This window comes from Pseudoalteromonas sp. CnMc7-15 (genome assembly GCF_022347925.1).
GTDB classification, from domain to species: domain Bacteria; phylum Pseudomonadota; class Gammaproteobacteria; order Enterobacterales; family Alteromonadaceae; genus Pseudoalteromonas; species Pseudoalteromonas ruthenica.
The window spans coordinates 119,613-144,588 of sequence record NZ_JAKRFT010000005.1 but is presented as its reverse complement, the minus strand read 5'-3'; the positions used below and the strand labels follow the sequence as shown (position 1 = coordinate 144,588).

General features: G+C 48.3%; 21 protein-coding genes. 14 read left to right on the top strand and 7 right to left on the bottom strand.

Annotation, left to right across the window (positions count from 1 at the left end):
* Positions 1-39 precede the first annotated feature (39 nt).
* Positions 40-867: a rhodanese-like domain-containing protein gene (locus MHM95_RS13210; RefSeq protein WP_239385516.1), complete on the top strand. Its 828-nt coding sequence runs from the start codon at positions 40-42 to the stop codon at positions 865-867.
* Positions 868-893: 26 nt separating this feature from the next.
* Here MHM95_RS13210 and MHM95_RS13205 read toward each other — a convergent pair whose 3' ends face one another.
* Positions 894-1,862 (bottom strand): class 1 fructose-bisphosphatase, encoded by a 969-nt coding sequence (locus MHM95_RS13205; protein WP_138509352.1) that lies wholly within the window; start codon positions 1,860-1,862, stop codon positions 894-896.
* Positions 1,863-2,034: 172 nt separating this feature from the next.
* On the opposite strand from MHM95_RS13205, the gene MHM95_RS13200 reads away from it, so the two are divergent.
* The 6 genes from MHM95_RS13200 (at position 2,035) to MHM95_RS13175 (ending at position 8,873) form a co-directional block, all read left to right on the top strand.
* Positions 2,035-4,464 carry a zinc-dependent metalloprotease gene (locus tag MHM95_RS13200; protein ID WP_239385514.1) on the top strand — a complete coding sequence of 810 codons (2,430 nt, stop codon included), beginning with the start codon at positions 2,035-2,037 and terminating at the stop codon, positions 4,462-4,464.
* A gap of 77 nt (positions 4,465-4,541) precedes the next feature.
* Positions 4,542-5,897, top strand: a complete 1,356-nt coding sequence (gene mpl / locus MHM95_RS13195) for a UDP-N-acetylmuramate:L-alanyl-gamma-D-glutamyl-meso-diaminopimelate ligase (protein WP_239385513.1) — start codon at positions 4,542-4,544, stop codon at positions 5,895-5,897.
* Positions 5,894-6,517 (top strand): flavin prenyltransferase UbiX, encoded by a 624-nt coding sequence (locus tag MHM95_RS13190; protein WP_235419558.1) that lies wholly within the window; start codon positions 5,894-5,896, stop codon positions 6,515-6,517. Before mpl ends, MHM95_RS13190 begins: the two co-directional genes overlap by 4 nt.
* Positions 6,518-7,441 carry an ABC transporter ATP-binding protein gene (locus MHM95_RS13185; protein ID WP_022943356.1) on the top strand — a complete coding sequence of 308 codons (924 nt, stop codon included), beginning with the start codon at positions 6,518-6,520 and terminating at the stop codon, positions 7,439-7,441.
* Entirely contained in the window at positions 7,441-8,208 is a 768-nt protein-coding gene (locus MHM95_RS13180) for an ABC transporter permease (RefSeq protein WP_239385512.1), read from the top strand. Before MHM95_RS13185 ends, MHM95_RS13180 begins: the two co-directional genes overlap by 1 nt.
* A complete protein-coding gene (locus MHM95_RS13175) occupies positions 8,208-8,873 on the top strand; it encodes an SAM-dependent methyltransferase (RefSeq protein ID WP_239385511.1) in 666 nt (221 codons plus the stop codon). The genes MHM95_RS13180 and MHM95_RS13175 overlap by 1 nt, the downstream gene beginning before the upstream one ends.
* 14 nt (positions 8,874-8,887) lie before the next feature.
* Here MHM95_RS13175 and plsY read toward each other — a convergent pair whose 3' ends face one another.
* Positions 8,888-9,481: a glycerol-3-phosphate 1-O-acyltransferase PlsY gene (gene plsY / locus MHM95_RS13170; RefSeq protein ID WP_022943359.1), complete on the bottom strand. Its 594-nt coding sequence runs from the start codon at positions 9,479-9,481 to the stop codon at positions 8,888-8,890.
* A 135-nt stretch (positions 9,482-9,616) separates the two neighbouring features.
* On the opposite strand from plsY, the gene folB reads away from it, so the two are divergent.
* The 4 genes from folB (at position 9,617) to MHM95_RS13150 (ending at position 12,679) form a co-directional block, all read left to right on the top strand.
* A complete protein-coding gene (gene folB, locus MHM95_RS13165; RefSeq protein ID WP_022943360.1) occupies positions 9,617-9,970 on the top strand; it encodes a dihydroneopterin aldolase in 354 nt (117 codons plus the stop codon).
* A gap of 2 nt (positions 9,971-9,972) precedes the next feature.
* Positions 9,973-10,455 (top strand): 2-amino-4-hydroxy-6-hydroxymethyldihydropteridine diphosphokinase, encoded by a 483-nt coding sequence (gene folK / locus MHM95_RS13160; protein ID WP_239385510.1) that lies wholly within the window; start codon positions 9,973-9,975, stop codon positions 10,453-10,455.
* Entirely contained in the window at positions 10,452-11,255 is an 804-nt protein-coding gene (locus MHM95_RS13155) for an undecaprenyl-diphosphate phosphatase (RefSeq protein WP_130144586.1), read from the top strand. The genes folK and MHM95_RS13155 overlap by 4 nt, the downstream gene beginning before the upstream one ends.
* 92 nt (positions 11,256-11,347) lie before the next feature.
* A complete protein-coding gene (locus MHM95_RS13150) occupies positions 11,348-12,679 on the top strand; it encodes a UDP-glucose/GDP-mannose dehydrogenase family protein (RefSeq protein WP_239385509.1) in 1,332 nt (443 codons plus the stop codon).
* Here MHM95_RS13150 and MHM95_RS13145 read toward each other — a convergent pair.
* Positions 12,676-13,779, bottom strand: coding sequence for a tRNA nucleotidyltransferase (locus tag MHM95_RS13145; protein ID WP_239385508.1), 1,104 nt, complete (start codon positions 13,777-13,779; stop codon positions 12,676-12,678). The two genes, MHM95_RS13150 and MHM95_RS13145, sit on opposite strands and share 4 nt — an antisense overlap.
* Positions 13,780-13,936: 157 nt before the next feature.
* Between MHM95_RS13145 and MHM95_RS13140 the strand changes: the two genes are divergently transcribed.
* Both MHM95_RS13140 and MHM95_RS13135 read left to right on the top strand, forming a co-directional pair.
* Positions 13,937-14,854 (top strand): AAA family ATPase, encoded by a 918-nt coding sequence (locus tag MHM95_RS13140; protein WP_138547066.1) that lies wholly within the window; start codon positions 13,937-13,939, stop codon positions 14,852-14,854.
* An 11-nt stretch (positions 14,855-14,865) separates the two neighbouring features.
* Positions 14,866-15,879 carry a general secretion pathway protein GspB gene (locus MHM95_RS13135; RefSeq protein WP_138547067.1) on the top strand — a complete coding sequence of 338 codons (1,014 nt, stop codon included), beginning with the start codon at positions 14,866-14,868 and terminating at the stop codon, positions 15,877-15,879.
* A gap of 46 nt (positions 15,880-15,925) precedes the next feature.
* Here MHM95_RS13135 and MHM95_RS13130 read toward each other — a convergent pair whose 3' ends face one another.
* From MHM95_RS13130 to putA, 3 genes are all read right to left on the bottom strand, one after another.
* On the bottom strand, positions 15,926-17,992 hold the full coding sequence (locus MHM95_RS13130) for a catalase (RefSeq protein WP_239385507.1): 2,067 nt from the start codon (positions 17,990-17,992) through the stop codon (positions 15,926-15,928).
* Between the two features lie 196 nt (positions 17,993-18,188).
* Positions 18,189-19,400 carry an HD-GYP domain-containing protein gene (locus MHM95_RS13125; RefSeq protein ID WP_151173400.1) on the bottom strand — a complete coding sequence of 404 codons (1,212 nt, stop codon included), beginning with the start codon at positions 19,398-19,400 and terminating at the stop codon, positions 18,189-18,191.
* 129 nt (positions 19,401-19,529) lie between these two features.
* The gene (gene putA / locus MHM95_RS13120; RefSeq protein ID WP_239385505.1) at positions 19,530-23,333 is read right to left on the bottom strand and encodes a bifunctional proline dehydrogenase/L-glutamate gamma-semialdehyde dehydrogenase PutA; all 3,804 of its coding nucleotides are present in this window, start codon (positions 23,331-23,333) and stop codon (positions 19,530-19,532) included.
* A gap of 256 nt (positions 23,334-23,589) precedes the next feature.
* Between putA and MHM95_RS13115 the strand changes: the two genes are divergently transcribed.
* The gene (locus MHM95_RS13115) at positions 23,590-24,072 is read left to right on the top strand and encodes a winged helix-turn-helix transcriptional regulator (RefSeq protein WP_022943369.1); all 483 of its coding nucleotides are present in this window, start codon (positions 23,590-23,592) and stop codon (positions 24,070-24,072) included.
* A gap of 121 nt (positions 24,073-24,193) precedes the next feature.
* On the opposite strand, the gene MHM95_RS13110 is transcribed toward MHM95_RS13115, so the two are convergent.
* Positions 24,194-24,970 carry a TIGR04211 family SH3 domain-containing protein gene (locus tag MHM95_RS13110; RefSeq protein WP_239385503.1) on the bottom strand — a complete coding sequence of 259 codons (777 nt, stop codon included), beginning with the start codon at positions 24,968-24,970 and terminating at the stop codon, positions 24,194-24,196.
* Positions 24,971-24,976 lie beyond the last annotated feature (6 nt).

Sequence of the window (24,976 nt, the reverse complement as noted above, 5' to 3'; positions counted from 1 at the left end):
CGTCAAAGTCCACTTGCAAGCGCAAAAGGTGCTATCGACATGGAACAACAGATATCAGTGGCTGAATTGGCATCAAAGCTAGATGAGCCCAAGTTGATAATTTTCGATGCCGGCATGGTGTTACCGGGTAAGTCGGGTGGTTACTCGCCAGCGGCGGTGATCCGAGGTGCTCGACGATTTGATATAAAATCGGCGTTGGCGGATCACAACAGCCCTTGGCCAAATATGCTATGCAGCGCCGAGCAATTCGAGCATGAAATGCGCATTGCTGGCGTCAATATCGACTCCGAAGTTGTTGTTTATGACGATCAAGGATTGTTTAGCGCCGCACGCGCGTGGTGGATGTTCAAAGCCTTTGGCTTTGATAATGTTAAAGTATTACGCGCAGGCCTACCTGCTTGGCGCAGTGCTGAGTTACCGGTGCAACAAGGTTGGAGTGAGCCGCCAGCCCAAGGTAACTTTGTGGCGCAGCCACGAGCAGGCTACTTTATTGATGCTGAGCAAGTGCTCACGAGTATAGACCAGCGCTACACTTTATTATTGGATGCACGCCCGGCGCCACGCTTTGATGGCACTGCAGAAGAGCCCCGTGAAGGCATGCGCAGCGGACACATTCCGCACTCCGCTAATTTGCCGTATGCGCGGTTAATTGAAGACGGCGCCTTATTAGACGTTGCGGCATTGCAGCAGTGCTTTAATGACTTGGTTGCCCCAGATATGCAGCAGTTACAATTTAGCTGTGGTTCCGGGATCACGGCTTGCATCTTGGCGCTAGCTGCTTATGAATGTGGTTATCGGAATCTACAAGTGTATGACGGCTCCTGGAGTGAATGGGGCGCCCGCCATGATTTACCAATAGAAAAGTAAAAAAGGCACCCAAGGGTGCCTTTATGTTATTGGTGATAGCTTAAACAGGTTTCTACTTCCTCTTTCGAGCCGAGAATCACCGCGACACGCTGGTGAATTTGCTGCGGCTCTACTTCCATAATCCGCTGCTCGCCCGTACTTGCCAAACCTCCTGCTTGTTCAATCAGCATAGCCATCGGGTTGGCTTCATAAAGGAGGCGCAGTTTATAAGGCTTGTCGGGGTTTTTTGTATCGGCCGGGTAGGTAAACAGGCCGCCACGACAGAGCACGCGATGGACATCGCCGACCATGGCGGCTATCCAGCGCATATTAAAGTTTTTGCCACGAGGCCCGCTCTTACCGGCAAGTAAATCGGCAATGTATTGCTGCATCGGCGCTTGCCAATGCCGTTGGTTAGAGGCATTAATTGCGAATTCTTGGGTCTGTGCTGGCACCGAAGCAAAATCTTGCGTTAGCAAGAAGCTACCGTGGGTTCTATCTAAGGTGAAAAGGCGAGTGCCTTTACCTGTGGTGAGCGCCAGCATCGTTGATGGACCATATAAAACATAACCCGCCGCGACCTGTTGCTCACCTTTTTGTAGGAAAATGGCTGGATCGCTGGCATCGGCTTCTTTAGGTACGCGCATCACCGAGAAAATAGTGCCCACTAGGGAATTAATATCGGTATTAGAAGAACCATCAAGCGGGTCAAAGGCAACAATGTAGTCGGCCTCAGGGTTTCCAGCTACGGTTCCTTCTTCCTCTTCAGAGGCGATGGCTTTAACGTAACCTGACTCCAACAAGATATCTTTGAGGAGTTGGTTCGATAACACGTCTAACTTCTTTTGTGTTTCACCTTGAATATTCTCGTCTAAGGTGGAGCCAAGTACGCCAGAAAGAGCACCTTGACTGACTCGGAAAGAGATCTCCTTACACGCGGCCAAAATGGTGCGAATAAGGGAGATAAGATCGCGTGGGCAACCGTCTTCTAGCAATACCGGAGGGAGTCTGCGCATGCTGTTTTGTTCCTTAGTCTGTTGGGCCTAAGCGGCTGAAAATGTGAGAGAGTACCGCTCAGAATACGCTGTTTATTTATCGTGTTGCGGTTGTAGATTGGCGCCGAGTGGATATACTCAATGGCGATAATTTCTACACTCTACAAACGATACCAATAACAAAGTGAGAACCATGGTGAAACCGCAGATACTACGAATCGCACTGTTCCTCTTGTTGCTGCCTATGATAACCCAAGCGCACGCAGCAATTAAGTCTATCAGCCAGTTTACGCAAAATATGAGCAAGTATCCTGGTTATTTCACGTTTTACTATGCCAATGATGAAGGCAAGCTGTACTTGGAAGTAGATAAACTTAAACAACCGTTTTTGCTGCAACAAAGCTTACCTTATGGTGTCGGTTCGAATGATATTGGTTTAGATCGCGGTCAGTTGGGCAATACCTACTTGGCGCAGTTTGAGCGCATGGGCAACAAGGTGATGTTACGAGCCCTGAATAGCTATTACCGAGCTTCTAGCAGTAATCAGGCGGAACAGCAAAGCGTGCGTGAAGCGTTCGCCTCAAGCATTCTCCACGGGTTTGAAATTAAAGCGCTCACCGATACTCGGGTGGTGATTGATTATACTCCCTACCTGCTGAGTGATGTACATGGCGTGAGCCGCACTTTAGCGGCGCGCAAGCAAGGTCACTTTAACTTAGACACCTCACGTAGCGCCGTGCACATGCCGCGCAGTAAGTCTTTTGTGAACAATACCGAGTTGGAAGCGGTGCTAACGTTTAGTGGCACTAAGCCTGGTGAATACGTAAAGCAAGTCAGTGCCGACCCTTATGCGCTGACGGTGCATATGCATCATTCATTGATTGCATTGCCAGACGACAATTATCAACCGCGCGAGTTTCACCCGCAGTCGGGTTATTGGAGTATCGAGCATAAAGACTATTCGGCGCCACTGGGGGAGAGCATGTATGTGCGCTATATCCCGCGCCATCGACTGGAGAAAAAACACCCGAATAAAGCACTGAGTGAAGCTGTTAAGCCGATCGTTTACTACCTTGACCCCGGGGTGCCTGAGCCGGTGCGCACAGCATTACTCGATGGTGCCAAGTGGTGGAACACTGCCTTTGAAAAGGCGGGCTACAAAAATGCCTTCCAAGTGAAAATGCTGCCTGAGCATGCCGACCCCATGGATGTACGCTATAACGTGATTCAGTGGGTCCACCGCGCCACGAGAGGCTGGTCTTATGGTGGCTCAGTGATTGACCCGCGTACCGGAGAGATTATCAAAGGTCATGTAACCTTGGGATCGCTACGTGTACGCCAAGACATTTTAATAGCCGAAGCCTTGGCTGCCCCCTATAAAAAGGGTGATGAGGTGACCGAGAAGCTACAAGCCATGGCGCTCGATCGCATCCGTCAACTCAGTGCGCATGAAATAGGCCACACCCTAGGGATCGCTCATAACTTTGCCGCCTCAAGCCGTGCCCGAGCCTCGGTCATGGATTATCCGCACCCGTTAGTGGCGCTCAATCAGCAAGGTCAGTTAGATACCACCAAGGGCTATGCCAAAGGCATGGGGCTGTGGGATGAACAGGTGATTAAATATGGCTACAGTGATTTTCGTGGCCAGGACGAAGGCGAACAGTTGCATGCTATTTTGGCGCAAAATCGTGAATTGGGATTAGAGTTTATCTCTGATCGCGATGCCCGAGCTCAAGGCGGCGCCCACCCGAGCGGTCACCTTTGGGATAATGGTGAAGACCCGGCCGCTGAGCTACAACGTGTGATGCAAGTGCGCAAACAGGCACTGGCGCGATTTGGTATCGAGAATGTCAAAGCGGGCACCTCCTTATCGCAGCTGGAGGAAGTGCTAGTGCCCTTGTATCTATTTCACCGCTATCAAGTTGAGGCGGCGGTGAAGTTAGTCGGGGGCGTTGATTACAGTTATGAAGTGCGCAGTGCGCAACCGGTGCAAGGAACCCAAGTCGTTGCTCGAGAGCGCCAACAAAGTGCGTTCCAAGCGCTATTGGCAACTCTCGATGCGCAGCAGTTAGTGTTACCCGAGAGTGTGGTGGCGTTGATCCCGCCGAAAGCCTATGGCGAATACCCAACCCGTGAAAGTGTAAAAGGGCGTACCGGGATCACCCTTGATGCCATGGCGCTTCCTGAGGTGGCGGCAAATCATACGTTGGCACTGTTGTTTCACCCTGAACGTCTGAATCGCCTTGCCCAACAAGGGGCCCGTAGCGAGCAATCGTTTGGGCTCGATAACTTACTTGAGCAGTTTGTTGCCCGCATTTTTGATAATGAGCATCCCAGCGCGATGGCGGCGAAAGTGCAACATCGCATTCAGTGGTTGAGTGCTCAGCATTTTGTTAATTTAGTCAGTAGCGACAAAGTGGCGCCTGAAGTACAAGCTCAATTCAAGTACTACTTACGGCAAATTGCCGATGACTATCAACAAGATAAGCTGCTGGGCAGCGTGAGTAGCGGCGAAAGTGCCTTTAAACAACACTTAGCTGATGCCATTAACCAATTCCTAGAGCGCGGTCAGTGGCCGCAAAGCTTTAAACCTTTACCTATGCCGCCGGGTTCACCTATCTAAGTTATTTTGGCATCATATAGAGCCGCTCAGTATGACTAAGGTGCTGAGCGGCTTTCTTTTCGCCAATGGAAAATTCTATGCACATACATATTCTCGGCATTTGCGGCACCTTTATGGGCGGTATCGCCGCTATTGCCAAGGCTTTAGGGCATCAGGTAACCGGTTCTGATGAAAATGTTTACCCGCCCATGAGCACTCAACTGGAGCAGCTGGGGATTGAACTCGTACAGGGCTATGATCCGAGCCAACTTAACCCAGCTCCCGATGTGGTTATCATTGGCAATGCTATGAGTCGCGGCAATCCTTGTGTCGAGTATGTATTAGATAAAGGCTTGCGCTATACCTCCGGCCCTGAGTGGTTAAAGGAGCACCTACTACGCGACAGTTGGGTGCTTGCTGTGGCCGGCACCCATGGTAAAACCACCACGGCGAGTATGTTAGCTTGGATACTGGAGTACGCAGGGCTCAAGCCGGGCTTTCTCATTGGCGGAGTGGTGCAAAACTTTGGCGTGTCGGCACGCCTCGGTGAGACGCCTTTTTTTGTTATTGAGGCGGATGAGTACGATACCGCATTTTTTGATAAGCGCAGCAAGTTTGTCCACTACCTGCCACGGACCTTAGTATTAAATAACTTAGAGTTTGATCACGCCGATATATTTCCAGACTTAGCGGCAATACAAACCCAGTTTCATCACCTGATGCGCACCTTACCAGGCAGCGGCAAGGTGATTTATCCGCAACAGGATCACGCCTTGGCAGAAGTGATCGACCGAGGCTGTTGGAGCGAATATGAAGTACTGGCCCCACAGCAGTGGCATTATCGTCTGCGTAGCGCCGATGGCAGTGCCTTCGACGTACTTTATCAGGGCGAAGTGCAAGGCTGCGTAAATTGGCAGGCAATTGGCGAGCACAACGTGAATAACGCTTTGATGGCGATCGCTGCCGCGCGTCACGCTGGGGTTGCGGTGGCAACCAGTATTGCTGCACTAGAGCAGTTTCAATCGCCAAAACGGCGGATGGAATTAAAGGGCCAAGTAGAGGAGGTCACCGTTTATGACGATTTTGCCCATCACCCTACCGCAATCGCCACTACCCTGGCCGGGCTTCGTGCTAAGGTAGGCGATGAGCGTATTATTGCAGTGCTGGAGCCGCGCTCGAACACCATGAAAATGGGCGTGCATAAAGACACCCTGATGGCGTCATTGCAGGCAGCTGATAGCTGTTTTTTATACCAGCCCCCCGGTCTGGGGTGGTCATTGACAGAGCAAGCTGACAAAGCGGGCGCGCACTGTGAACACGATATTGATGCGCTAGTAGAGAACATCATTGCCGAAGCCGCGCCGAACAGCCATATATTGGTCATGAGTAATGGCGGCTTTGGCGGCATTCACCAACGTCTACTTGATGCCTTAGCGAATAAGGAAAAGGTATGAGCCAATTCAAAGAACCAATCACCTTAGCCTTTAGTGGCGCTTCAGGCGCTCCCTATGGTTTGCGTTTGCTCGAAGTGTTACTTCAGCAAGGGCACCAGGTGTTTGTGTTAATTTCCAGTGCGGCGCGGGTGGTGCTGGACACCGAATCGAACATCAAACTCTCTGCGAATGAGCAAAAAGCCACGGCACAGTTGAGCGAGCGCTTTAGCGCCGAACCCGAACAACTGCAGGTGTTTGGCAAAGACAACTGGTTTAGTCCTGTGGCTTCGGGCTCAGCAGCACCAAAAAAAATGGTGGTGTGCCCATGTAGCGCTGGTGCAGTATCCGCCATTGCCGTTGGTGCCTCGGACAATCTCCTTGAGCGCGCTGCGGATGTGGTCATCAAAGAACGTGGACAGTTAATTTTAGTGCCCCGGGAAACGCCTTTTAATGAAATTCATCTTGAGAATATGCTCAAGCTATCGCGCCTAGGGGTCACTATTATGCCGGCAGCGCCGGGCTTTTATCATCAACCGCAGAGTATTGCTGAGTTGGTGGACTTTATGGTGGCGCGGATCCTCGACCACCTCGGAATCGAACAACAATTGACCTCACGTTGGGGTTATGGAGAGCAAAAGTAAATGACAGTGGCATTGAATATTGAAGGACTCACCAAAACCTATAAAAATGGCGTACAAGCAGTGAAAGGGATCGACCTGCAAGTACAGCAAGGCGACTTTTTTGCTTTGTTAGGCCCCAATGGTGCCGGTAAGTCGACCACCATCGGGGTGATTTCATCGTTAGTGAACAAAACCTCAGGTAAAGTCGAAGTATTTGGCCACAACATTGATACTGACTTAGAGGCGGCGAAGTCAGAGTTGGGCTTGGTACCACAAGAGTTCAACTTCAGTCAGTTTGAAACTCTGCAACAAATCTTGGTGAATCAGGCAGGCTATTATGGTGTGCCGCGCGGCGAAGCCCATAAACGTGCAGATAAGTACCTAAAGCAGTTAGGTTTACTGGATAAAAAAGACAAACAAGCACGTAGCCTCTCCGGCGGGATGAAACGCCGATTAATGATTGCACGGGCGTTAATGCACGAGCCTAAGCTGCTTATCTTGGATGAGCCAACGGCCGGGGTTGATATCGAACTACGACGCTCAATGTGGGATTTTTTGCGTGAAATTAACCGCCAAGGGGTGACTATTATCCTAACTACTCATTACCTTGAAGAGGCGGAATTGCTGTGTAAAAACATCGCTATTATCGACCAAGGTATTATTGTTGAGCACACCACAATTAAAGCGTTGCTAGCTAAGTTGGATAAAGAAACCTTTATTCTCGATTTGCAACAACCGGCTAAGCCGGTGAGCTTGCCTGGCTACGAATTCACCCTGAGCGATGAGCACACCGTAGAGGTGGAAGTGGCAAAATCACAAGGTTTGAATGAGGTCTTTAATGCTTTAACGGCGCAAGGCAACACGGTATTGAGTATGCGCAATAAGGCTAACCGCCTGGAAGAGTTGTTTGTGGGTTTGTTGAATCAAGAGCGAGGACAGTCTTAATGTTGAAGTATGGCGTGGCGCTAAAAAGTATTTGGATTAAAGAGTGTATTCGCTTTTTGCGTATCTGGGTGCAAACCCTTGTGCCTCCGGCGATTACCATGACCTTGTACTTTGTGATCTTTGGCAGTTTAATTGGTTCGCGTATTGGCGAAATGGGCGGCTTTACCTACATGGAGTTTATCGTCCCTGGGCTTATTATGATGTCGGTGATCACCAACTCCTACTCGAATGTGGCCTCTAGTTTTTACTCTACTAAGTTTCAAAAAAGCATTGAAGAACTGCTGGTGGCCCCTGTGCCGAATTACATTATTGTATTGGGGTACATGGGTGGGGGTATGGCTCGTGGCATGCTCGTGGGGTTAATGGTGACCTTAGTGTCGCTATTTTTTGTCGATATCCAAGTTCATAATATATTTGTGATTATCGCCACGGTTATTCTGACCTCAGCAGTATTCGCTCTAGGTGGATTGATCAACGCGGTTTATGCCAATAGTTTCGATGACATCAGTATCATCCCGACCTTTGTGCTCACACCATTGACCTACCTTGGCGGGGTGTTTTATTCCATTACTCTGCTACCTGAGTTTTGGCAGGGAGTGTCGCAAATCAACCCGATCATTTACATGGTTAATGCCTTTAGATTTGGCTTTTTAGGGGTATCGGATGTCAATATTTGGGTATCATTTGCGGTGCTGCTACTGTTTATCACCGCCTTATTTACCTTGGCACTGACTTTAATTCGCAAAGGTGTGGGGTTACGTCACTGATGGTTGATGCAAGTTCTCGTGCGATTATTTCGAACCAACCGAGCCTCCATGACAAGCTCGATGATATCGTCACTAAGCACCTTAATGCTGAGTTTAAAAAGCCGATAGCCGCGCACACTCAGCGCGCTTTTGATGAAGTAAACGATAAAGTACAACAAGCCAACGGACCTATCATTTTGGACTCCTGTTGTGGTGTTGGTGAAAGTACCGCCAATTTAGCTAAAGTGCACCCTGATGCCTTGATTATTGGTGTTGATAAGTCAGCGCATCGTTTGCACAAACACGACGTGCAGTACCGCCAGGATGAGGGAGGAGAGTACCTGCTGGTGCAAGCAGACTTGAATGACTTTTGGCGCTTGGCAAAGCAAGCTCAGTGGCAACCGAGTCATCACTACTTGCTCTATCCGAACCCTTGGCCGAAGGCTAAGCATATCCAACGTCGCTGGCACGGCGCTGCTATTTTTCCGACTATTGTTGCCTTAGGCGGGCGTCTAGAGCTGCGCAGCAATTGGCATATTTATGTTCGTGAGTTTGCCAGAGCATTGCAATTGGCAGGGCACCCAACGGCTGTTGAGCCTTATCATAGCGACACCGCGATCACGCCGTTTGAGCGCAAGTATTGGGCCAGTGGCCAAAGAAGTTATCGCTTGGTTGTCGACTTATAAATACTAGCCGAGTGTTACTCGGCTTTTTTCTTCTCGCCAACCTTTGGCTCTTCACCTTTGAATAAACGCACCATATTTGCACGGTGGCGAAAAATAATGACGACGGTTAAAAACGTGACAGGCAGAGTGTATAAGGGTTTAATCAACCAAGTGTATAGTGGCGCTAATGACACGGTTACCAACGCAGCCAACGACGAATAGCGAGTCAGCGCAACGACACTAGCCCAAGTAAGAATAAGCAATCCCCCGAGCGATAAACCTATCGGCAGTAAGGCCCCAAAGGCGGTGGCCACGGCTTTGCCGCCCTTAAAGCCAAAAAAGAGTGGGTAGATGTGCCCTAAACATGCGGCCACGGCAACCAAGCCTAAATAGATAGGATCTATGCCCATAAAGTAGGCTCCCCATACGGGTATGGTGCCTTTTAAAATATCAAAGCACAGCACCATCACCGCAGGCAGTCTGCCGCCTAAACGATAAACATTCGTGGCACCGGGATTTTTTGAGCCCGCTTTTCTTGGGTCTGGCAACGCAAACAGATGACAAATCAGTACTGCCGATGAGACCGAGCCTAAGAGGTAGGCAAAAATGCACATTAACGCCGCTAACACTGTCATCCTTATTTTTTAATTGTACGTTTTGGGCTATTATCGCCGCTCATTGTTTATTTGAGCAGTTTGTCTGGCTCAGGGTACTGAGTTTAACGCCGCGTAGGTATCCGACCAGCTGGCATTGGAGCCGAAGAGATGGATAAAGTCTATATATCGCAACTAAAGGTCGACACCATAATAGGAGTGTACGACTTTGAGAAAGAATGTAAACAGAGCCTGTATTTTGACATCGAAATGGATTGTGATATTGCTGCTGCGGCAGCTAGCGATGACCTATCTCAGACAATAGATTATGCCGAAGTGAGCCGCCGTGTGACCGAGCACTGTATTGCAAAACCGGTCGAGCTGCTGGAAACACTTTTAGAGCAGTTAGCGGCACTCATCCTAGCAGAGTTTGCCACTAATAAGGTGAGTATCAAAGTCAGCAAGCCTGCAGCCGTACCACAAGCACAAACGGTGGGGGTGATGATCACCCGTAGTAAGCACTAGTTATGGCGCGTATTTACATTAGCTTGGGCTCTAATATCAACAAGCACGAAAACTTAAGCAAAGGTTTATCTGCACTGCGCTATTATTTCGGCGCCTTAGAGCACTCGAGCGTGTTTGAAAGTGAAGCGGTCGGTTTTAATGGCAGTAACTTTTATAACTCGGTTGCCGGCGTCGATACCGATATGACGCTGCATCAAGTATGCGCTTTATTAAAGCAAATTGAACGGGATCATGGCCGTACTCCGGCAGATAAAAAGTTTAGTCCACGTACGTTGGACCTCGACTTACTCTTTTACGACGATGTGATTTGCGATACGCCAGCGCAACTACCGCGAGATGAAATTACTAAAAATGCTTTTGTGCTTTGGCCTTTATTTGAAATAGCCCCGGATTTTTACCACCCCATTGCGCAAGCGACCATCGCTGAGCTTTGGCAGAGTTATGATAAATCTCAACAAAAACTATGGAAGGTAGCTTTCGAATGACCATTCTTGCGATCATCGTTTTAGCCATTATACAGGGCCTCACTGAATTCTTACCTATTTCCAGCTCGGCACACCTTATTTTGCCATCACAGCTTTTAGGCTGGCAGGATCAAGGTTTAGCTTTTGATGTTGCCGTGCATGTCGGCTCGTTGCTGGCGGTGATGATTTATTTTCGTAAAGAGATTGGCGATATTGTTGTTGCTTGGTTTAAATCGTTTGGTTCTCAGGGCGCAAGCGATGACAGTCGTCTTGGCTGGTACATTTTGCTGGCCACCATTCCTGCTGGGTTAGCGGCGCAAGTATTTGAAGACTTGATAGAACAGCACTTACGTGCTGCTATTGTTATTGCCATTACCACCATTTTCTTCGGTCTGGTTTTGTGGTGGGCAGATTTTAAGGCCAAAGAAACTAAAAATATTTATCAGCTGAACTGGAAATCGGCTCTGTTGATTGGTGTGGCGCAAGCTGTTGCGCTGATCCCGGGCACCTCGCGCTCAGGTATTACCATGACCGCCGGCCTGTTTTTGGGCTTAAATAAGCAAAGCGCGGCACGCTTTTCGTTTTTACTCTCAGTGCCGGTTATTGGCGGTATGGGACTGATAAAAACGGTGCAGTTGGCGACAGGCGACACCGCAGTTGATTGGCAGGCACTGACCCTCGGGGCAGGGCTTTCATTTGTCGCCGCCTATGCCTGTATCTTCCTATTTTTAAAATACATTGAGCGCATGGGAATGCTGCCATTTGTTATTTATCGCTTAATACTGGGTATAGGCCTACTTGCTTTCCTACTCTATACCTAAACACAATTGTCATGACACTGCCATGCGTTAGCAATGGCCGTGTCATAATCAAATCGCATGGTAATACCGCTAGGAAAAAAGAGGGCGGTATTATGAAGGTGACTATTTTTGGTTCTGGTTATGTCGGCTTAGTGCAAGCAGCAGTGTTTGCTCAGGCGGGTCATCAAGTGTGCTGTGTCGATGTAAACCAGCAGCGTATCGCTCAGCTGCAGCGCAACCAAATACCTATTTTTGAGCCTGGGCTTACAGAGTTAGTTAGTGTTAACCAAGCGCAACAGCGTTTATCCTTTACCTCTTGTGCTGAGCAAGGGGTCAACTTTGCTGATATTCTTTTTATTGCTGTCGGTACTCCAAGTAAAGAAGATGGCAGTGCAGATTTAAGTGCTGTGTTTGCAGTTGCAGATGCCATAGGCTCGTTAATGCAAAATGACAAGGTCGTAGTTAACAAATCGACTGTGCCCGTTGGCACTGCAGATAAAGTCGCAGCACGTATCTATTCTTGCCTTGAAAGCCGTATGCAAAGTCATTTAACAGCAGATGTAGCCTCCAACCCCGAATTTTTGAAAGAGGGAGCGGCTGTCGCTGATTGTCGTAGTCCAGACCGTATTATTATTGGTGCTCAAAGTGAACAAACATTGGCTTGCTTACGAGAGCTTTATGCGCCTTTTTGTCGTCAACGAGATAAGATTTTAACAATGGATCGGCGCAGCGCGGAACTTACAAAGTATGCAGCAAACTGCATGCTGGCAACTAAAATCTCTTTTATTAATGAAGTCGCTAACATGGCTGAGCACCTAGGAGCTGATATAGAGCGCGTGCGTCAAGGGATCGGCGCTGATCCTCGAATTGGTTACCACTTTATTTACCCTGGTATAGGTTATGGTGGCAGCTGCTTTCCCAAAGATATAGATGCGATGCTGGCGATGGCTGAAGAATATCAGCTCGATAACTGCCTTTTAACTGCTGTTAAGGGCGTGAATACTCGGCAAAAGCACAGCTTGGTCACCAAGGTGATGCATCACTTTGGCGATGATGTGAGCGGTAAAACATTTGCTGTATGGGGGTTAGCGTTTAAACCTAATACCGATGATATTCGAGAAGCCCCCAGCCTAGTGACTATTAACGAGCTACTCGCCAAGGGAGCTTCTGTCCAAGGTTATGACCCTCAAGCAGCGGCTACTATAGCTGAAGTTTATGGGAGCCGGGGTGATGTTCATATATGTTCAACTAAAGAACAGGCTTTAGAGGGAGCCGATGCGCTGATTATTTGTACCGAGTGGGAAGCCTTTAGGGCCCCTGACTTTACCGAATTGCATGCTCGGCTGAAATCTCCCTTAATTTTCGATGGTCGAAACCTTTATGAGCCACAACAAATGCAACGCCATGGCTTTAATTATTACTGTATTGGCCGCGAAGCAATTTAAGTCGTCACAAGCGCTTGAGTGATAGCCGCTAATCGCCCCTGCTGCAAAGCCGTTTTAATTGCAGCGCCACTGATCCCTTGTTGGATATAGGTTTGGGCACTGACTTGTTGCGCATGGTGCGCGGCTTGGCGTATTTGATGCTGAGTATCAAACTGGCCTAAGGTGTAGGCATCGTAACTTATCAGTAATTGATTGAGGTGTTCTGGGCGGCGCCATAAATCAATGGCATTAAATAGCTCTAGCAGTATCTCAGCATCGTAATGAGCCAGTGTCTGATGGTGTCGGGCCAACAATTGAGCGCTGTGAATAAACTGATTAGGGACGCGAAAATGTTGGAAAAAGGCTGCGCGTTCATCGTGACTGAGCTTACACATGAGTAGTGCGAAATGGGTAGTGGCCGCTAAGCTTTGCTGGCGTGCGTAATCAATACGCGGGGTTAGCCAAGCGTGCTGTTCAGGCCAGTGAGTGGCGAGTGCAGGGCATAATTCAGTTAAAGCTTGTGCCTGATACAACGCATCAACGAAGCAGTCGATATAGCCGTCTTCCAGAGCCTTATGCCATTCTAACCAAACGCGCTCTGGTGTTAAGCTTGCAAGTTCGCCACTGGCGGCTATCTGTCGCATTAGTGTTAGTGTTTCATCAGCAATCGTGAAGCCCAATTCATGGTAACGAGCGCGAAAGCGTGCGACTCGAAGCACCCGCAGCGGGTCTTCACTAAAGGCGGGGCTGACATGACGTAATATGCGTTGCTCAAGGTCCTTCTGGCCATGATAAGGGTCAATCAGTTGACCTTGAGCATCTTCAGCAATGGCATTGACCGTTAAATCGCGTCGCGCTAAGTCCTGCTCTAGTGTGATGTCTGGCGTAAAGTCGCAAATAAACCCGGTGTACCCTTGTCCCTGCTTACGCTCTGTGCGTGCCAGAGCATGCTCATCCTTGGTTTTGGGGTGCAAAAAAACGGGAAAGTCCTTACCTACTTGAGTAAAGCCCAGCGTCTTCATTTGCTCTACCGTTGCACCGACCACAACATAATCGTACTCTTTGACTTTGCGGCCTAATAATTTATCTCGTACTGCGCCGCCGACAAGGTAGGTTTGCATGCCCATTCCGTTATTGTGCTGTTATTAATGGTGATGATTGTATCAGAGTTTTCTCGCTGGCGTTTTTTTGTCATTATAGGCGCGATAATAAAAACGACTGTGCGCAGCGATTGCTCGGCGCAGTTAACCTGGGCGACAAACTCAAAGGACCTTGTTTGTGTATCAAGACTATTTTGGCTTAAGCGAAAAGCCGTTCTCTATTGCGCCGAATCCAGAATACTTGTATTTGAGTGAACGTCACAAAGAGGCGCTTGCCCATTTAACGCACGGGCTTGGGGAGTCAGGCGGGTTTGTATTGCTGACTGGTGAAGTGGGCACGGGGAAAACCACCGTCACTCGTTGTATGTTAGAGCAAGTGCCAGACTCTACACAGGTTGCGTTTATTCTTAACCCAACCTTATCTGAGCTGGAGTTACTGGCGAGTATTTGTGATGAGTTGGCTATTTCGTATGACTCAGAAAAAGCCACCCTGAAGGTGCTGACAGACTTAATTAAAGCGCGCTTACTGGATAATCACCAGCAAGGGCGTCATACCATGTTGATCATTGATGAAGCGCAACATCTTGCTCCACAAGTGTTAGAGCAATTGCGATTACTGACTAACCTGGAAACAAACCACAAAAAATTACTGCAAATTATCCTTGTGGGTCAACCCGAGCTGCAAACTCTATTGCGTCGCAATGAATTGCGCCAACTTGCGCAGCGCATTACCGCGCGCTATCACTTATTGCCGTTAGCTTTGACTCAGGTGGATGCATATATAAAACACCGTTTAAAGGTAGCAGGGGGCCGACAAACCTTGTTCGACAAAGGTGCGGTAAAGTACGTGCATCAACTTACAGGGGGGATCCCTAGGCTGATTAACTTGTTGTGTGAACGAGCTTTATTAGGAGCGTATTCGGCGCAGGTGAATCACATTAATAAGCGTATTATTGTGCAAGCTGCGCGTGAAGCCTTGCCTGAAACAGAGCAATCTCTGCCTCGCCAACAAGGTCGGTATTGGCGATTTATTTTCACCCTCGGTGGCATTATGATGCTATTTGCCTTGGGCATTGGCTTATCTTACATCATTTAAGGCAACTATTTATGTCACTGTTATTAGATGCACTCAAACAATCACAAAACCCCGGTGCACAACTTCCCGGCGAAGGCCTTGAGCAGCAACAGGCGCTGCGCTTTTATCGACGTTTAACTTGGTCTTTGTTGTTAGTTGTTATCGTACTGATTACCTTGGCCATCGGGTATTTTGTCGGTAAGCAATGGCAGTTACACACGCAGCCTCAGGAGCACCCAAGCAAGCAAGCGAAAGCGGCGACGGAATCGCCTGCAAAACGCTTAGACGCTACTGAGCAAGCGTCTACTACAGCCTCGGATAGCGAGGCAAATGTGGCAACGTCCCCGGGACAAGTCAATATGCAAGCATTGCAAATGCCAGGGCAAGTGAACCCTTATCAACAAATGGTTCCTGTGTATGTTATGCCGCAAATGGCCCAACCTTATTCAGCACCTGGGGCTTATATGCAATGGGTGCCAACACAGGCTAATACCGCTATGCAAATGCAGCCTCACTATCAGGCTAACATGAATACGCAAGCAGCAAACCAAGGGCAATATAGGGTGGTTGGGCAGCCCATGGCACAGACCCATGCTTATCCACAGTCTAAGCAAATGAATAACGCCTACAACAATGGCTTGAGCAATCAAAATGACAGCGGTGCTGAGCGCACCTATGAGCAACAAAATGATGCTCAATTAGCTGGGGTATCTGATGATTTAAAACGCGCATTTGCCGATGCCGTGGCAGCCACTGAAAATATGGAAACCGATGACTCAGTCACCACCGCAAGTCGCGCCAGCTCAATGGCAGATCCGATAGAGCTATTGCCTGAGACCATACAGAACCGTATTCCTAAACTTGTTTATCAAGCTCATATTTATGCCACAGAGCAAAGCAAACGGTGGATAAAAATCAATGGTTACGAACTGTATGAGGGCGATTCTGTGGGTCGTCTACGGGTCGTAGAAATTACCCCAGAGCAAAGCATTTTGAGCATTGATAACTATGAATTTAGCCTCGAAGCAATGCAAGATTGGCCGTAGCGCTGAGCGATTAAGGGGAAGTGCGTAACACTTCCCCTAGTGGATTTTAGCGCTGCCAAAAACGTAACTGACGTAGCCGCTCGACAAATTGAGTGATATCAGTCGAGCCGAAGTCTATCCAACCCTCGTCTTTGCTTTGTCCAAGGCCAGCAGCAGAGATTAAAGGCGAGATATGCTCGGTGTAACCGATAAACTTCATGTGCGCGTGAGCATCACTAATAAAGTCCTTGGCCTCAGCAATATCAGCTAACTTTTCAGCACCTTCTTCGGTAGTTAACACGGCTATTGCGTCATACAGCACAGAAGGCCCGCCGTTGATAACTTGATCAGCCTGTTGATGATGGCCGCAGCTTGATTTTGCGCCTCCGACCTGCGCCGCTATCACCTCATAGCGTGCGCCCTCGTTGTCTAATGCAGTGGTCAGCGCTTTAAAAAGTGTTAAATCGAAACCATCACTTATTAGAATCCCCAGTTTTCGGCCAGCAAAAGTGTGCGCAGTATTTTTCAAAATACTCAATGCATCTGATGTAGGTAAATCATCTCGAGTGGGCATAGCTGCTTGTGCGGGCTCCGGCATAGTTTGCAGACGTAGACCATCGGCGACCTCATTAGCTAAGGTGGTATCAATATTAAGTAAGTGTGAGACCACGCGTTCACGAATGGCAAGGTGCTCTACTTTAGATAGCTCGAATACCAGAGCATAGTGAATATGAGCTTGCTCTATCGGCGTTTGACTGAGGTAAAACTGCCTTGCTTGACTATAGTGATCGGCAAAGGTCTCTGAACGATAACGAAGTTTATCGCCGTCTGTATGCTCTGAAGCGCTTTTATATCCTGTTGTTGGACACTCTCGAGGATTATGCTCATGCTCTTGCCAAGAGTTCGGCTCATAGTTTATGCGGCCTTTAGGGTTGTGCATGGCCATATGACCATCTTGGTGAAAGTGAGCCATTGGGCATTTTGGGGCGTTCACTGGGATATGAGTAAAATTAGGACCCCCTAAGCGCTTAGTTTGCGTATCTAGATACGAAAAGTTGCGCCCCTGTAACAATGGGTCCGGAGTAAAATCTAATCCCGGGACAATATTTTGTGTACAAAAAGCAACTTGTTCTGTTTCTGCAAAGAAGTTATCAACGGCGCGGTTGAGTACCATGCGGCCAACTATTTGCACCGGCACTTGCTCCTCGGGAATAAGCTTGGTGGCATCGAGCACATCAAACTCGAACTGATCAGCAAACTCTTGGCTGAACACCTGAACCCCTAGCTCCCACTCGGGGTAGTCGCCTTTGGCAATCGATTCCCACATATCACGACGATGATAGTCGGGATCTGCGCCGTTCAGCTTCAGTGCTTCGTTCCAAACCACCGATTGCATCCCCTGTTTTGGTTTCCAATGAAATTTAACGTAGTTTTCCTCTCCCTCGGCATTGATAAACTTAAAGGTATGCACGCCAAAACCTTCCATAAAGCGCAGTGAACGTGGAATAGCGCGGTCCGACATGGCCCACATAACCATGTGCATGGACTCCGGCGTAAGACTGATAAAATCCCAAAAGTTGTCATGAGCCGTTTGTGCCTGCGGAAACCCTCTGTCTGGCTCTGCCTTGGCGCTATGAATGAGGTCTGGGAATTTCATTGCGTCTTGAATGAAAAATACCGGAATGTTATTTCCCACTAAATCCCAATTACCTTCTTGGGTATAGAATTTAACTGCAAAGCCACGAACATCACGCGCTAAATCAGGTGAGCCTTTATTGCCAGCAACAGTTGAAAAGCGAGCAAAAACTGGGGTCTTCTCACCTTTACGTTGAAATAAGTCAGCACAGGTTAATTGCGATAGTGATTCATACGTCTCGAAGTAACCGTGCGCACCGTAACCACGAGCATGCACCACTCGTTCAGGGATACGCTCATGATCAAAATGAAATAGTTTCTCACGTAGCACATGATCTTCTAGCAGTCCTGGGCCACGCTTAGCGGCGGTCAGTGAGTTTTGATTATCACTTACCGGGCAGCCTTGAGCTGTGGTCATCGTTGGATGCTTTTCTGATGCTTTTTGGTGAAGCTCACCACCACTGCCTTTATTGCCTTGGTATTTAAATGATTCAGCCATTTGCCATCCTTATTGCTCATTTCAAAAGTAGAGTGAATAATGAGTTGGTAGCAAAATAGGGACCATCACAAAGTCAGCGGGGATTGCTTGGCTTTCAGCGTTGTTTTCGTTTTTAGAAGGGAAGAAAATGGGAACAAGTTGCACAGGGCGCTGTAACTTTTTCAACAATACCGCTCAGCACCCTGTATAGTTCTTTTTAAGGCATCAGCGAGTGCTTGAAAAAACGCATTAGGTCGATGTTGAAAAGCTCAGGTTTAACAGCTGCTTCGAGCTCTTCGTTGGCCCGAGCTCGGGTCAAATCTATATCCTCAACCTGAGTGTAGTGGGCATGTTTAGCGTTGTAGAAGGTTTTGACCTGAGGTTTGAGAGGGTCATTAGGGTTGCTGCGCGACACCACTCCCACCTTATGATTGGTGAGCTTCACCAAGGTGCCTACGGGGTGCACGCCAATGCATTGGATAAAGCGGTTTAATAACTCACCATCAAAGCTATTGGGGACGCCATCTTTGAGAATTTTAAATGCCTGAATTGGGGTCATGCCTTCTTTATAAACGCGCTCGGCGGTTAGCGCATCGTAAACGTCAACTATCGATGCCATACGCACATACTGGCTGATCTCCTCAGCTTTTTTGCCGAAAGGGTAACCAGTGCCGTCAATGCGTTCATGGTGAAACCCGGCAATATCGACGGCAATACCGGTTAGGCCTGACTGTTCTAAGATTTCTTTACTGAAGCGGGCGTGGTCTTTTATGACCGCGAACTCTTGCTCAGTTAAGCGCCCCGGTTTATGTAAAATCTCATCGGGGATTTTTATTTTGCCAATGTCGTGCAGTAGAGCACCAGTGGCTAATTCATGAATAGTGTCAGTATCGAGGCGCAAATGTTTGGCGAAAATAGTCATCAAGATGGAGACATTAATAGAGTGCTCCATCAAGTAGGCATCTTTTTCCCGTAAACGAGTAAGACAGGCCAGCGCATCTTGATTGCGAAACACCGAATCCATAAAGCCTTTGGCTACGTCTTTAAAGGGTCCCACATCAATCTTGCGGCCCGCTTTAATATCTTTAAAAGCTTTGCTTTGTAACTGTTTAGCTTCGCTGTATAGGCGTTGTGCTTTGTTAAGTTCGCTTTCAACGCTCACACTGCTCGCCCAAGGATCGCTGCTCTGCGGCTTTGCAGACTCCGTTGAAGTGGGTTTGGGTTGTGCTTCTTTGCTTGGTTTCTTGCGCTGTAGCGTCTTGTCAGGATCGATAATGACTTCCTGCACGCCCACTTTTTTTAACTTATCAATCGCGGTTTGCGTCTTTACCCAGCCCTGATTTTTTATTTTCACAGAGCCTGATTGCTTGCTGACCTGAACAACAAACATACCGGGCTTAAGCTGATTGATGGAGATGGTATCGTGCATTGATTTACCGCTTTATGAACTCTTCCTTAAAACATAGCAAAGTTTCCCCTTGCTAGGTAGCAACAATTACTGCTGCAGGCAATAAAAAAGGCGCCGACGGCGCCTTTTTAATCAATAGCTTAGTTATAACTATTCGTCGTCTTCCACGAGCGTCATCAGTGACGTGTTGCCCCCTGATGCGGTGGTATCAATACTGATCGTTTTTTCGGTCAGCAGACGATTAATCAGTGTGTCGTAGTACTCGGCACTGATCACTGGCAGGATAGCGCCTTTACGGCCCGCGAGTTGCTGCGCGAAGTAACCTAAACGCGATGAGCGTGCGGCTACTACGGCACCGGCCAGGTGACGGTGAGCCAAAATTGCCTGTAGCTGGTTGGGTTTTGCTACCTGCAACACGCCTTCGGCAACGCCTGTGGCAACGAACTTATCTCTGAATGCTTGCGCTTCTTCATAGAACAGTTCTGAGGCCACAGTGATCACTGTGTTACCGGCCGCTAATGCGGTGATGATAGAGATAGCCCAGAAATTAAAGGACGTACTCTTATCGGCATAACACACGACACAGCCACGAGGTTCGAGATGCAGGGTGTTTGATTCCCCTGTTGGTCCTGGTAGCTCTTTATGGCGTTTCATCCGCTTTTCGATACGGTTGATTTGTGCTCTAGCATCGCTCAAGGTCATTGCCAAGTCATCGGCTAGCTCATCGAGGATCTCTACCGTCGCCAACTTCGCCAGTAACTGACGCAATGCCGAAACACGATCATTCAACGCGGTAGCGCGCCAAATCTTCTCATCGCGCATTGAATTACTCATCAGCTCTTCAACTTTCTCGCTGGCGCCGGAGTAATGGTGAAGGTCACGCTCATCAGGTGGCAAATCAGTCATTTGCACGTTATCAGGCGAGGCCTTCTCTTTGACCAAGCGCAATAAGTAGTTAGGGCCACCGGCTTTCGGTCCGGTGCCAGACAGGCCTCGGCCACCGAATGGTTGCACACCAACGATAGCGCCAATCATATTGCGGTTAACGTATACGTTACCGGCACGAGATTGACGAGCGACATACTGGCAGCGCTCTTCAATACGAGAGTGCACACCCATGGTCAGGCCATAGCCGGTACCATTGATTTGATCGATCACATCGTCCAACTCACTGGCTTTGTAGCGAACGATATGCACGATAGGGCCAAACACTTCGCGCTTAAGCACCGATAAATCTTTGATTTCATACAGTCGCGGGGCAAAGAAGTACGCGCCGTTCTCGCTGTTATTAGGAATCGCACATTCATAATGCAAGGTCGCATTGCCTTTGAGGTACTCAACATGATCGTTGAGGGTTTTCAGTGCTTTTTCATCAATCACCGGCCCGATATCGGTAGACAGGTAGGCAGGGTCGCCCACATGCAACTCGGCCAATGCGCCTTTGAGCATCTCAATCATGCCATCGGCAACATCTTCTTGAATAAATAACACGCGCAATGCTGAACAGCGTTGACCTGCACTTTGAAAGCCAGACTTGATGACATCATCAACAACCTGTTCCGGCAGCGCCGTCGAATCGACAATCATACAGTTTTGACCGCCCGTTTCGGCAATCAAGGGCACTTGAATGTCGTTACGAGCCGCTAAAGTGCGGGAAATCAGCGTACCTGTTTCTGTGGAACCTGTGAACATCACTGCCTGGATGCGCTCATCAGGAACAATATGTTCACCTACTTCGCTACCGCGAGCAATCACTGGCTGCACCACATGTTGTGGCAAGCCGACGGAATGCATCAGTTCAATGGCGCGCAAAGCGATAAGACTGGTTTGCTCCGCTGGCTTAGCAATCACGGTATTACCAGTAACGATAGCCGCTGCAACTTGGCCAAGGAAAATAGCCAGTGGGAAGTTCCATGGGCTGATACAGAGGATCACGCCACGTGCCTCGAAACGCTCGTCCTCGGCGAGTTCTTCGGCGCGTGCGGCATAGTAGCGGCAGAAGTCTACGGCTTCACGGACTTCATCGATGCCATCTTGGGTCACTTTCCCGGCTTCTTTTATACACAAGGCAACCAGCTCATCATGGTGGCGCTCAAGGATATCGCCGACACGACGCAATAAGTCTGCGCGCTCTTTTACTGGCGTTGCTGACCAAGAGATAAACTCTTTTTCGGCATTTTCCAATAAGGTCTTCATCTCTTCGCCACTTTGCAAATGCAATTGGCCAATGATTTCCTTGTGATTAGCAGGGTTACGCACTGCTAAATTACCCTCAGCAACCTGATCGTCGCTAATACGATGTTCTTCGAACCAGGTATCAAGGTTTTCTTTTAGCGGCGTGATGGCATTGATATCAGTCAGGTCTAAGCCTTTTGAGTTGGCGCGTTCACTACCATAAAGCTCGATAGGTAATTTGATCTGCTTGTTGTATTTATTACGCAGACCCTGCAGGGTTTCTACCGGATCTGGCAGCAGTGCTTCTACCGGTTGCTTAGTATCAACAATGGCATTTACAAATGACGAGTTGGCGCCGTTTTCAAGCAGGCGACGTACCAAGTAAGCAAGCAAATCTTCATGCTGGCCCACTGGCGCATACACACGACATTGAATCTTTTCTTTGAGTACAATTTGGTCGTAAAGAGATTCACCCATACCGTGTAAGCGCTGGAATTCAAAGCCGTGATGGTCACCTTTGGCGACTTCTAAAATGGTCGCTGCAGTGTAGGCATTGTGAGTCGCAAACTGTGGGAATAGCGCATCACGTGCTTCCATTAGTTTGATGGCACAGGCTTTGTACGACACATCGGTGGTAGCTTTACGGGTGAAAACCGGGAAATGGTCCAAACCGTCTTGCTGTGTGGTTTTAATCTCGGTGTCCCAGTAAGCGCCTTTAACCAAACGCACCATCAGTTTACGACCTACGCGACGAGCAAGTTCTGTAAGCCACTCACAAACAAAAATAGCGCGTTTTTGATAGGCTTGTACGGCCAGACCAAAACCTTGCCAGTCACCTAAATCAGGATCGCTGTATACCGCTTCAATCACATCAAGAGAAATATCTAGGCGATCGGCTTCTTCGGCGTCAACGGTGAGGCCGATATCGTATTTTTTCGCCAACAGTGCAAGCTCTTTTAGCTTGGGCACAATCTCTGACATGACGCGTTCACGGTGGGTGAACTCGTAGCGTGGATGAATTGCTGATAATTTAACGGAAATGCCGGGGCTTTTTACTGGGCCGCGACCATTGGCCGCTTTACCAATGGCATTAATTGCATTGACGTAGCTGTCGTAGTAGCGATCAGCATCCGCCATAGTGCGGGCGCCTTCGCCTAGCATGTCGTATGAATAAACATAGCCTTTGCGCTCGGTCTCTTCGGCGCGCTCAATGGCTTCATCAATGGTTTGCCCCATAACGAACTGCTTGCCCATGATCTTCATGGCATAGTTCACTGCTTTACGGATCACCGGTTCGCCAAGGCGGCCCATGGTGCGTTTTAGCAGGCCAAACTGTTCTTCTTTGTTTTTGTCGGTGTAGTTCACCATTTTTCCGGTGACCAACAAGCCCCACGACGAGGCATTAACAAATAGCGACTCACTGCTACCTAAGTGCGAACTCCAGTCGCCATTAGCGAGTTTATCGCGAATTAAATTATCCTGTGTTTCTTTGTCTGGCACTCGCAATAGCGCTTCGGCCAAACACATTAACACCACCCCTTCCTCAGTCGACAGGGAGAACTCATTTAACAGGGCATCAATACCGTTTTGACCGTCTTGGTCCTTGCGGATATTCAATACCATTTGTCGTGCGCGCTCCCAAGCGCGACTGCGTGCCGTAACGCCTACTTCAGCCAGTGGTAAAATATGATCAATCACTTCATTTTCATCAATGCGATAGAAGTCACGGATCTTCTGGCGGATAGGGCATTCAGTAATCAAATTGCCTTCAAATAACATAAGCAACCCTCAAAATCATGGAGTCTAAAAATAGCAACTGTACCCACACCACAAGGTGAGATGGTGGGGCCTCGGTTACGACAATTACTACAGTGTAGGTCACCTCGCTGCTAAAACGCGAAGGTGAGATTGCACTCAATATGAATACATATTCGCGGGCATTCTAATGAAAATGCCGCAGAATATGCTGGTTTAATTTTTCGAAATACGATAATTTACAGGGCATATTTCTTCGTTGTCCGTATAAAATGCTGCTATGTCTTTAACAGCTAAACCTCGCACCTTAGACCGAATCGATCTCGCTATTCTCGACGTTTTACAACGCAATGGTCGGATCTCTAACGTCAATTTAGCTAAGCAAGTTAACCTCAGTCCTAGCCCTTGCCTCGACCGTGTAAAACGGCTCGAATCAGAAGGCTTTATTGAAGGCTATCATGCTAAGCTCAGTGAGCAAAAATTAAACCAAAGTTTATTGGCCCATGTGCAAGTGTCGTTAGTGACATCTAATACTTCGGTATTTAAAACTTTTAAAGAGCATATCCTCAATACACCACAAGTAGTGGAGTGCGATATGGTTGCTGGAGGCTACGACTACTTACTTAAGGTGCGTGTCAGTGATATGAACGAATACCGCCAAGTACTGGGAGATTTAGTGGATATTCCTGGGGTCGGTACGCATCATACGTACATGGTGATTGAAAAAGTAAAAGAAGATACTGGGCTCAGTATCGAGCTGTGAATGCCCTGAGCATGCAAACACAAGCTGTAATATAGAGTTTACGAATAGCGCTATTAGCTGCTGGCAAAAAAAAAGAGCACCTAGGTGCTCTTTTTGGCTCAATGCAAATTGAAAATAATGATTATGCCCATCCGTCATAGCGCTTGCGGCGCGACAAGATAACGGTGAGGATTATTCCTAAGAATAGACCAATAAATGCAATTGCCCCACCGTAGGTGAGTAACTGTCGCTTTTCTTTGGCCTTTAAACCTTGTTGTTTAGCATTAAGCGCGTCGCGCTCGGCAATCGCTTGATCTAGTTGAGCTTGCAACTGCTGGGCTTGCTCCTGCAAGTCGCGATTCAGCGTTTGTAGCTCGGGAAGCTGTGCTTGGGCATTGCGCAATGCCTGTTGAGTTTGTGCCAGCTGCTCACCAAGTTCCTGATATTGAATCTTTAAGCTTTTATCTTGGTTGATGAACTTAGTTTCAACCCAGCCTTGGCGCTGTTTATCATCGATTATCTCGAGAAAGCCGTTATTTTCTTCACCGCTCACCAGTGTCACTGGCGTGCCCGCATCAACTGAACCTAAAATGCGGTAGTTTTTACCTGCTCCAGAGTGCATAAAAATATACAGTTCATCACTGATATAGGCGGTGCCTTGTTCTGCGTGTGCTGCGGTGGTGAACAATGCGCTGAGCATAAAAGCAAGCGCGACACAGGCGTGTTTGACCATCCAACTTAACCTTGTTTTACGTAAATAATTTCTCCAATCCCAGCATAGTATGGGTTGGCGCAGTGATTGGCAAGGGTGATTTTGTAACTCACCGACGCTAGTAAAGGAGCAAAATAGCACGGCCAAATGGCAAAATGTTTGCATTCGTAGGCGGCTTTGTTTATGTTGTGCTTTTGACGATTTCATTGGTCT